6 protein-coding genes are annotated in these 9237 nt (G+C 43.3%); 5 read left to right on the forward strand and 1 reads right to left on the reverse strand.

All coding sequences use genetic code 11. The features are described 5' to 3' along the window. Window positions 1-192 precede the first annotated feature (192 nt). The 3 genes from Q0541_RS14610 to Q0541_RS14620 all read left to right on the forward strand — a co-directional run bounded on the left by Q0541_RS14610 (window position 193) and on the right by Q0541_RS14620 (window position 4133). Window positions 193-1719, forward strand: a complete 1527-nt coding sequence (locus Q0541_RS14610; protein WP_298911435.1) for an NB-ARC domain-containing protein — start codon at window positions 193-195, stop codon at window positions 1717-1719. Between the two features lie 11 nt (window positions 1720-1730). After that, window positions 1731-2231 (forward strand): hypothetical protein, encoded by a 501-nt coding sequence (locus Q0541_RS14615; protein ID WP_298911436.1) that lies wholly within the window; start codon window positions 1731-1733, stop codon window positions 2229-2231. Window positions 2232-2732: 501 nt separating this feature from the next. Next, window positions 2733-4133 carry a hypothetical protein gene (locus Q0541_RS14620; protein ID WP_298911437.1) on the forward strand — a complete coding sequence of 467 codons (1401 nt, stop codon included), beginning with the start codon at window positions 2733-2735 and terminating at the stop codon, window positions 4131-4133. 1 nt (window position 4134) lies between these two features. Here Q0541_RS14620 and Q0541_RS14625 read toward each other — a convergent pair whose 3' ends face one another. After that, window positions 4135-4275, reverse strand: a complete 141-nt coding sequence (locus tag Q0541_RS14625; RefSeq protein ID WP_298911438.1) for a hypothetical protein — start codon at window positions 4273-4275, stop codon at window positions 4135-4137. Window positions 4276-4391: 116 nt separating this feature from the next. Here Q0541_RS14625 and Q0541_RS14630 point away from each other — a divergent pair, with 116 nt between their 5' ends. Continuing rightward, window positions 4392-7826 carry a plasmid replication protein, CyRepA1 family gene (locus Q0541_RS14630; protein ID WP_298911440.1) on the forward strand — a complete coding sequence of 1145 codons (3435 nt, stop codon included), beginning with the start codon at window positions 4392-4394 and terminating at the stop codon, window positions 7824-7826. 647 nt (window positions 7827-8473) lie between these two features. Beyond that, window positions 8474-9237: tyrosine-type recombinase/integrase (locus tag Q0541_RS14635; protein WP_298911439.1), on the forward strand; the 764-nt coding region annotated here is incomplete at its 3' end.

Raw genomic sequence — 9237 nt, forward strand, 5'->3', positions numbered from 1 at the left:
TCAATAATGATAATTATTTAATGAAGGTCTTCGGTAAACCTATCAGAAATTTTTATGATACTTTTTTACAAAAAATAGTTACAAGTGGAAGAAACAAAGTATATTAATGTCATGCAATACACTCCTGGAACTAATCATAGTCTAGGAAAAGCCCTTTACGAACGTTTCCTACGCCTATGGAAATAGTAAATCATGGATTTTAGTGCCGTACAGAAACTGAATTCACCTGCCCTTCCCTTAGTTATCCCAAAAGGACGGAGGGAAGGGCAAATATCTTCGGCAGCAGTAAATTTTGAAGCAGCACTGGTTGTAGTAGATAATTTAGTCTTTGGCAAAAGAGGCAAACACCTATCTGAAGCAGAAATTATTGTCCTAAAGGGAGCATGGGATGATGATGATTACGAAGAGGTGGCAGAAAACTCACCTTATAGTCTTAACTACTTGCAAAGACGTGTAGCTCCTCCCTTATGGGATTTACTATCGGAAACTATTGGCAGTGGACAGCGCGTTGGAAAAAAGAAACTGCGGCGTATTCTATTAGAGCAGGTTACTAAAAAGTATCCTATTCTATCTGCATCAATTGGAAAACAAAGACCCTCTGCAAACGCACTAGTACAAGTTATGGGAAGTCACCTGCCTGACATATCCAGTTTTTATGGACGAGCAAAGGAACTGACCAATCTAAAGGAATTAGTAATCGATCAGCGATGCGTATCACTCATAGGAGTGGCGGGCATTGGTAAAAGTGCATTAGCTGCAAAACTATTAACAGAACTTAGTATAGAATCTCAACCTAGATTTGATTGCTTAATTTGGAAATCGGTGTCTCATGCACCACTCCTTCAGGACTTAATAGCCGATTTAATAGAGCTAACTCAACCCATAGAACTTGAGCCAAGCTTACCTAAATATACTCAAGCAATGCAAAATGTGTTAATCAAGCAGTTGCAATCACAGCGCTACTTCATAGTATTGGATGAATGTGAAGCCTTATTTCAGACAAATAATTTGGAGGAGAGGCTAGAGTACAAACTATTTTTTCGCCGCTTAGTAGAGGAGCAGCATAAAAGCTGCTTGCTTTTGACTAGTCGAGTTTGGCCTAATGAGTTCGATGTACTGATAGAAGCTGATCGACCTATTCAGTATCTCAAGGTTGAAGGTTTAGATCCGGATGCTGCCATGCAGTTTTTATCTGCTTTGGGATTGTGCAATGAAGAAAAACGGTGTAGTCAATTAATTGAAACTTATCGCGGTAATCCGTTAGAGCTAAAAGCAGTTTCCAATCGAATTCACCACTTCTTTGCAAGTAGTACAGAAAAATTCTTTCAAGATCCAACTACACTCGTTAGTAGTCGATTTCAAGAAATGCTCAATAAGGTTTTTGGTCAAGTATTAAGTAATATTCAGCGACAAATCATGATTTATTTAGCAGATAAAATAGTTTTAAATTTTCAATATATTAGTTTCAACAAATTATTAATTGAATTAAATCAAACTTACAAAATATCTATTTCAACATCAGAGTTCATTACAGCATTAGAAGGACTTGAGAAAAATTCATTAATAGAAAGTAGTAAAGACCCAACTACAAAAGAAATCAGTTTCACTCTTCAACCAGTAATTAAAAAGTATATTACGACAGATCCTCTAGGGTTGGTACATACATCTGATGCTTCACAACTATTAGCGATGCCTACGGCGGCAAGCTACGCATCTTAAAAGAGGTAGCTATGATTGCAGGAAAACTAGAAATCACAATTAAAATCAACGAACTGCTACAACCCAAAACCGTAGAGAACGCTTGGCAGCAGTTTGATCTAAACTGTGATGGACACATCACAACAATCACAGTTAAACCAAAGATTTACAAGAGACTGACTAATGTAACCAGTAATTACCCACAGTGGTTAACAGCGATCGCTGGCAAACTTGGTCAGTCAACTAAGCTTGGGTTTGTGTTAGAGCTACCCAAAATGCAAGTTTTCTTTTCGCAAGCACAAGGCAGAAAAGCCCTCTGCCTTCGGTGCTGCTTCTTGAAAAAGCGATTACCCAATCAGGGTAAGCTGGAACAAACACTGATAAATATAGAGGAGTCAAACACAAACGTTGCACAATCTGGCTACATACGGAAAGACCACAAGTTAGGTAAAATCAAGCTAATTGAAAGGAGGTATGGAGGTGAAGATACAACAGTACGAGAATTTAACGCACAAAGCGCCACTAAGGAGTAGCGCTTCGTGCGTGGCTTAAATTTCATATAACCTCAGAGCGGGGTTGATCTCAAAGGAACAAAATCAGTGGTCGTTAAAGTTTGGCGACTAAGATTACCACTAAATATGTCCGACTGAGTTTATCCGGCGCTGCTTCCCCTATTGTACAGGGGTTGTTACCAGAACGTCGAACTTTTGGTGGCAAATTTTTCCTGTCGAAATTCATCAATTTTAGGTAAAGTTAAGTTTAATTAAGAAAAGCCTCGAATTTCGTAGCAAAAAGCAGTAGCAGCGCGAGTAACAGTTACCAGTTACCAGTTACCAGTTATCAGTCAGAGTCTTTGATAACTGTCAACTGTTGACTGATAACTGATACAACCCCCTCTGAAGCTTGTAAACCGAGTTATCAGGGAAAAATATCGTGAAAAATGACTTATGCCCAATACACCTTGGTGTCGGGATTAAGGTGACATCAAAATTTTTTTCAAACACCTCTCCTAGTGATAATGACAGGAGAGAAGTATGCTGACACTAGATAGAGAAACTAAATCAGCACTTCATTACGATGACCTTAACAGCAGTATTAAAGACACCTTCGCTACCATAGACCAATTTGAGTTGCAAGCAGTAGAACTCTGTCGCGTCATGCATGACGAGCGGATGTACAGAGTCGCTGGGTACAAAAACTTTGAACAATATTGCCAAGGCGAATTGCATGTATATGGCGGCTATCGGCGTATAAATCAACTTTTAGGGGCTTCAAAAGTTATTGTTGCAGCAGGGGAGTTGGGGCCACAGATTAAAAATGAGCGCCAAGCCCGTCCTCTTTTGAGGTTAGCCAAAGAACCAGAAAAACTTATTGCTGCGATAAAACTGGCTTTGTCATCAAACCCAAACCCTAGCGAATCAGATTTCGCAGTTGCCGCAAATACAATTGCTCCAATGCCAAAAGGAAAAAATAAATTCCATCAGGAACCATTGGTTCCTAAAAATGCCATCACAATTTCATCACCAGAACATCCCCGTTATGGGGAATCGGGAGTTATTGTTGCAGACGCACCGAATAATTCGCAGCAGATTGTGACTTTCGCTGATGGTGAAAGGCTGTTGGTAAACAATGCTGATTTGGATGACGCAATTGTGTCCCAATCGACTGAGCCTACATATCCAAAAGAATACACCGAAGCGATCGCAGCACTCAAAGAGCAACACAAACTTGAGTTAGAGCGACTCTCTCAGGAATTGAGGATTGGGCTACAAGCAGAAGTGTCGGCTAGAGCCGAAGCCCAAGTAAGTGAGCAAATCCAATCCTTGCATTTCCTGTACAAGCAACAGAAAGAGCAAAACATTCAGTTGCAGCAGCGCTTAGACGAGATGGAAGGGTTGAGAAAGCTCGATATTGAGAATCAACAACTCCAGCAACGTATTCAGGAATTGGAACACGCACTAATTGAACGTCCTTCTCAACAGTGGGGGAATACCATGACCCAACAGGCGACTAAAGTGTTAAACAAGCAAGTGAAACAAGCGTTAGAAAAAACCATTGATTTGCGAACTCTAGCAGCCGACCCACCCAAAGAAAATGCGACTGAATGTCTGCGCCTCATGGGTATGGCTTTGAAGCAGATCGCAACCGCTATGAACAACACCCAGGCGCTTGAAGCTGCGGCTCTCATTTTGGGTACTAGTCCCACACAGTCAGCCATCGCAATAAGGACGGAACAATTACAACTATTACCCCAGGCGGTTAGGGAAATTAGGCAAGTACTTGCACGTATTGAGTTTACATGGCAGGAGTTTTGGGCTGTGGCTGAAAAATACGAGGTGATAAAACCTGACTACTGGGCTGAACTTACTACCTCCGAGACTGATTTAATCACACAAGCTCGAAAAAACAGTGAACAGTTAACAGTTAACACTTAAGCTAATCGTCATTCATTTTTCCTTCTTTGATTCGCTGTAAGGACAACCCTACGGGTTCTGCTCCTGCAACAGCATGACTGATAACTGATAACTGTTCACTGATGAATGCGGCATAGGTGCTTTTTGTCGCCGAAATTGTCATGGAAAAATTTAGGAAAAAATGTGAATACAAATAAAAATGCAATTAAGAGTAGCAACAAAAAGCCATTCGAGCCTAAACCAGATTGCAAGGTATCAGTTGAGCAGAGCGAACACCCGATTGAATACCCAAACAATCTCACGCCTGCCGAGTACCATGAGTTGCTAGCTGGTAGTGCCATTCATCCAGCACTGATTGAGAGCAGTTTCTTCCATATAGAATCCGAATCAATTTACGACTACCTGTTCATATCCAACAAAATCCCTCGCAAAAATGCCGGTCGAGTCACAGATGCATACATTAAGAAGTATGATCATCTATTGCTGGGGGGGATATGGATTCAATCTCTCGATCCCTCCAAAAACTGGCAGCCAATGGAATGGGGACGTATTAAGCCGAACTTCCCCCGTATTGATTGGGAAAAAGGTAAACCCGTCAAATACGAGTCACCCCCCAAAACTCCCAACCGCGTTACCTACTTTGATGTCGCTAACCCCATCTGGGACAAAGTTGCAAAACGCTATTTAATTAAGCGCTATCATTCACTTTTGGCCCTGCGCTTACTGGATCAACTCAATCCACTAATATTTTGGGAGTGGGTGAAACAGCATCCAGAGATTCCCATTATCTTATGCGAGGGTGAGAAGAAAGCCGCTTGCTTGCTCTCTTTGGGGTTTGTAGCGATCGCACTCCCTGGAATTTGGAACGGGCGCGTGGGCAAACAAGATTTTGATGAACGGTTGCATCCTGACTTAGTACCAATGGCTCAGGCGGGACGCAAGTTCATTATATTATTCGACTACGAAACCAAAGCCAATACCCGTTGGTCAGTTTTTCAAGCCACTGTTCGCACCATTAGAACTATCGAAGCTGCTGGTGCAAAATGTGAAGTTGCATTACTACCTGGGCCAGAAAAGGGTGTTGATGATTTTGTGGTTGGTCGCGGTAAAGATGCTGATACCTTACTAACAGCGATCGTTAATGATGCCAAATCACTTTTTGATTACCAACGCTCATATCGGGCTAAAAAATGGGGACTCTCTAAGTACCAGCCTGATGTCACAGTCAATATTAAATATTTGACCCAAGCCTTGTGCATTCCTAGTGTGGAAGCAGAATGTTCATCAGTTCCGGCTCTTTATGAAATTGAAAAGGAACAATTGTTCACTCCTTATATTAAAGGAGAAAGTCTATTGTCAGAGTCTACTGATTCTCTTCGAGTTGATTCATCCAAATCGAAGAAATCCCCCACTTTCCGTTTTCCCCAGAAAGGATTAGTCGTATTGTGGAGTGATATGGGCACTGGGAAAACCCAACTCATGCGTTGGTGGCGTGACCAAAACCCCGACGCGCGGTTCCTCAACAATGGGCATCGCGTTAATCTTTTAAAAAATCTTGCCGAACGCTTGCAGACTGCCATGTATTCAGACTTGGGTTACACAGGTTTAGCCCAAGCGAAAGCTCTCAGCATTACCATTGACAGCTTGCACAAGCTGAATACTCAAGCGCTCACCTACGGTTGCATCTTTGTTGATGAAGCTTGCCAGTATCTCACCCACCTACTACACAGTAATACTTGCAAAAAACATCGTGCCGCAATCCTGGAGGTACTGGAATATATAGTATACAACGCGCCCCTGGTCGTCATCGCTGATGCCCACATGGATGACCTGACCGTGGACTTCTTTCGCTCCATGCGACCCAAAGATGAAATTCCTTACATCGTCAAAAACGAGTGGCGCAATGGAGGACGCACTATATATTGGTATGAAGGCAGTAATAATAGCGCCCTGGTTGCCCAGATTTCGGCAGCACTGATGATGGGTGAGAAAATCATGGTTGCCAGTGACTCCAAGCGTTTTATCAAAAAACTCGACAAATTCTTTACTATCAAGTGCGAACAATCTAACTCTGACCAATCACATACATCCCAAAAATGGCGCATCTGGTCGGTTCATTCAGACAATTCTGGCAGTGATGAAAATGTTGCTTTCATCAAAGATATCACCAACGCCGTCAAAAACTTCGATGCCTTGTTTACCTCTCCCAGTCTGGGAACTGGTGTCGATATTTCGGAGTATCATTTTGATGCCGTGTTTGGTGTGTTTCACGGCGCTTCCCAAACTGCTACCGAGTGCGCCCAGCAACTGTACCGCTATCGTCCAAAAGTGCCGTTTCATATTTGGGTGGCCCCGCGTCCTCCCTTCGGTTACAAGGATACCAATGCTACCAAGATTAAAGAGCGCTTGCTCCAAACCAATGAAATGACCGCTTTTCTGTTGCGGATTGACAGAGAAACGGGTAAGCGGGGAGCGGAGAAAGATTGGGCGCTTGAGGCTTACTGCCAAATTCTTGGCAACCGCCACTATTCTCTCAATAATCTGCGTGATGATTTGCGATCGCTTCTCACCGAAATGGGCAATACATTTATATATGTAGGAAGTGATTCAGATCCTCAATCTCTTGAAAGTCTAAAAGCAGCAGCACAAGCTTTGGATAGTGCCCACAATTCGGCTGTTGCCAAGGCTAACAATATTACTTTGAGCGAGTACCGCGCCCGTCAGAGCAAAGATTACCTTGACCCTAGCGAAATTTTTGAATGTGAAAAATTCCGCATTTCTGATTCTTACGGCATCGAAGTAACCGAATCACTCGTAGAAATGGATAAAGGTGGCCGCTTAATTAGAGCAATTGCTGGACTTGAGGCCATTTTAGCCGCACCCGAAGAATCGTTTACTGACCCCAAAACTGGGCAAACTTATCCTACCCCACCAACAATTGTCACCCAAAAAGACCGCGCCGAACGGGACAATTTACCTTTGTGTATCGACTGGGGGAATTACTCGGCTCGATGGTTGGCTAGATTTAACCTGGGGCTGCATCAGATTCTTAAACGTTTAGTGAAGGGTGATGAAGTTACCGCCTCGGATACTCAATTAGTTAATATGACAGCGATCGCTATACATTGTGCTGCTCACGTTAAAGCAATTCTTGGGTTTACTATTCCCAGTGATTGTAAACCTATTTGGTTGCTAGGCACTCTTATAGAACAGCTGGGTCTAAAGTTGACCTTCCGTAAGCAGGGTAAGCGCGGTCAACAGGTGAAACTTTTTTCTTTATCTAAAGAGGAATTAGAATTTGCAATGCATGTAATTGCTCATCGCGTGGAAAAGCGTAATCAAAAAGAAAATCGAAACTATTATGCTGCTCAAACCCCTGCTGCGTATAATGTAAACCCCAATCAGCAGGACGTATCCACACCCCCCCTTGATGCTATAGGGAACTCCCATTGCCAAGGGGAGGATACTACCGAATTTGAGTCGCCTCTGACCGATCGCACTACCTTACTCCATTGTGTGGAAATGCTACGCTCTGGTATCAAGCAGGGGGTGGAGGCGATTAAGGGCATTCTTAAGCGATGGGTTGAGGATTTACGCTGGGAGACGGTGCTGGAACTTGAAGCGATCGCTGCGAGTGAACTGCGACTTGTCGAGGCGGCAGTACCGGAATTTTACGCCTTACTGAATGAAGATGTGTTGCCTGTGGACGGGTAACTTAACCATGAAAACCTCTTATTCGTGCGTTTACCCTCTGCTTGATACCAAAAACCCCAAATCCTTACACTGCCAATGTTTGCTTCAGGAATCGAAAAAATAGGTTATGGAAACTAGCATTTACCAAACCTATTTTTTAACTATTAGCGATCGCTGACGGTAGAGCTGTAGAGTAATAATAAAGTTCAACAATTTCTGTTAGGTGCTTTATCCCGCTCCAAGCATCCGTCCATAAATCGCTTGAAAGAGCCTGTACGCCGCGCCCACGCTACGTTATTACTAGAGCGATCGCCATCGGCTCATGGCGGTTACGTCATCGCTCTTAAGGCGGGGCGTAGCTGATAGCTGATTGCGCTCACATTCTCAAAGCATCACTCTCCTAATTGTTCAACTTTTTTATTTGAGTTTGGTGTCTCTGTGTTGAAAAAGTGGTGTAATAATCCCTTTTCCAGCCCCAAATTGTTCAACTTATTTTTACGGGACTTGCACCCAAGACTCTAAATCAATGCTTTGAGAGACTAGAATTGTTGGACTTTTTTATCTACTTACAGGTAGAGCTATTTAAGAAATTGCAGTGGATTGGTGAGAGAATAATGATTTAGAAAGACGCTTGGCTCAAAAAAGGGCAGGTGTAGTGCTTTTTCATCATGGCTTCTGAAACGACACCGCTTCTCAACTTAGTGTTGGCAACGCCGCCGCCCTTAACACTTCACCCAGCCGCGGTCTATTTGTCTAGCCTGACATCTTCTTCCCGGCGAACGATGGAAAAAGCACTAAATGTCATCGCCCGAATGCTAACGGCTTCGGTTGAGAGTGATGCATTGTCTTTGGATTGGTCGAAGTTGCGTTACCAGCACACAGCAGCAATTCGCTCAGTGTTGATGGAACAGTACTCTCCGGCGACTGTAAATCGGATGCTTTGTGCTTTACGGCGGGTGCTGAAAGAAGCACAGAGGTTGGGGTTAATCAGCGCCGATGATTATGCAACAGCAGTGGATCTCAAGCGTGTAAAGGGGGATTCACCTTTAAGGGGACGGTTGTTAAAACCAAGTGAAATTGCCGCGCTTTTGAGTAATTGCAAAAACGACCAGACTTTAATTGGTGTAAGAGATGCCGCACTGATTGCGATTCTGAGTGGCTCTGGGTTACGTCGGTCGGAGTTAGTAGCATTAGACACAAAAGATTACCAAAATGAATATAGTTCTTTGCTTGTACGCAAGGGCAAAGGGGGAAAGTCTCGGACAGTGTATTTGCCGGATGGGGCAGTGGCAGCTTTGAATGATTGGCTATTTGAGAGAAGTAATGCGCCTGGAGCATTAATTTGTCCTGTACGGCGAGGTGGTCATGTTCAGATCCAACGGGAGCAACGCGATTTTGTGAGGTTGGACAAAAAAGGTGCGATCGCTAATAA

Source organism: uncultured Nostoc sp., from assembly GCF_937863485.1.
Classification (GTDB): Bacteria; Cyanobacteriota; Cyanobacteriia; order Cyanobacteriales; family Nostocaceae; genus Nostoc.

Bases quoted from the DNA above. Each gene is read 5' to 3' on its own strand.
- Q0541_RS14620 (WP_298911437.1), top strand. From the start codon at position 2,733: ATGCTGACACTAGATAGAGAAACTAAATCAGCACTTCATTACGATGAC.
- Q0541_RS14625 (WP_298911438.1), bottom strand. From the start codon at position 4,275: ATGACAATTTCGGCGACAAAAAGCACCTATGCCGCATTCATCAGTGAA.
- Q0541_RS14615 (WP_298911436.1), top strand. From the start codon at position 1,731: ATGATTGCAGGAAAACTAGAAATCACAATTAAAATCAACGAACTGCTA.
- Q0541_RS14610 (WP_298911435.1), top strand. From the start codon at position 193: ATGGATTTTAGTGCCGTACAGAAACTGAATTCACCTGCCCTTCCCTTA.